Raw genomic sequence first — 1,209 nt, forward strand, 5'->3', positions numbered from 1 at the left:
CGCCAAGCCAGTGGCTGCGGCGGTGAAAGAGTTCTTCGGTTCCAGCCAGCTGTCTCAGTTCATGGACCAGAACAACCCGCTGTCCGAGATCACCCACAAGCGTCGTGTGTCTGCACTTGGCCCTGGCGGTCTGACTCGTGAGCGCGCTGGCTTTGAAGTTCGTGACGTACACCCGACTCACTACGGTCGTGTATGCCCGATTGAAACGCCGGAAGGTCCGAACATCGGTCTGATCAACTCCCTGGCTGCTTATGCGCGCACCAACCAGTACGGCTTCCTGGAAAGCCCGTACCGTGTGGTGAAAGATGCATTGGTTACCGACGAGATCGTGTTCCTGTCCGCCATCGAAGAAGCTGATCACGTGATCGCTCAGGCTTCGGCCACGATGAACGACAAGAAAATGCTGATCGACGAGCTTGTAGCTGTTCGTCACCTGAACGAATTCACCGTCAAGGCGCCTGAAGAAGTCACCTTGATGGACGTTTCGCCGAAGCAGGTAGTTTCGGTTGCAGCGTCGCTGATTCCGTTCCTCGAGCACGATGACGCCAACCGTGCGTTGATGGGTTCGAACATGCAGCGTCAAGCTGTACCAACTCTGCGCGCTGACAAGCCGCTGGTAGGTACCGGCATGGAGCGTAACGTAGCTCGTGACTCCGGCGTTTGCGTCGTGGCTCGTCGTGGCGGCGTTATCGACTCCCTTGATGCCAGCAGTAGGGTGGTTCGTGTTGCTGATGACGAAGTTGAAACCGGTGAAGCTGGTGTCGACATCTACAACCTGACCAAGTACACCCGCTCCAACCAGAACACCTGCATCAACCAGCGTCCGCTGGTGCGTAAAGGTGATCGGGTTCAGCGTAGTGACATCATGGCTGACGGTCCGTCCACCGATATGGGTGAGCTGGCACTGGGTCAGAACATGCGTATCGCGTTCATGGCCTGGAACGGTTACAACTTCGAAGACTCCATCTGCCTGTCGGAACGAGTTGTTCAAGAAGATCGCTTCACCACGATCCACATTCAGGAACTGACCTGTGTGGCACGTGACACCAAGCTTGGGCCAGAGGAAATCACTGCAGACATCCCGAACGTGGGTGAAGCTGCGCTGAACAAGCTTGACGAAGCCGGTATCGTTTACGTTGGAGCTGAAGTTGGCGCAGGCGACATCCTGGTGGGTAAGGTCACTCCTAAAGCCCAGACACAACACACTCA

At 56.3% G+C, this 1,209-nt stretch carries 1 pseudogene; it reads left to right on the top strand.

The features are described from left to right. Positions 1–1,209, top strand: a pseudogene (gene rpoB / locus ACIQVE_RS29725) (DNA-directed RNA polymerase subunit beta); the annotation flags it as partial.

Source organism: Pseudomonas sp. NPDC098747, assembly GCF_044760045.1.
Classification (GTDB): Bacteria; Pseudomonadota; Gammaproteobacteria; order Pseudomonadales; family Pseudomonadaceae; genus Aquipseudomonas.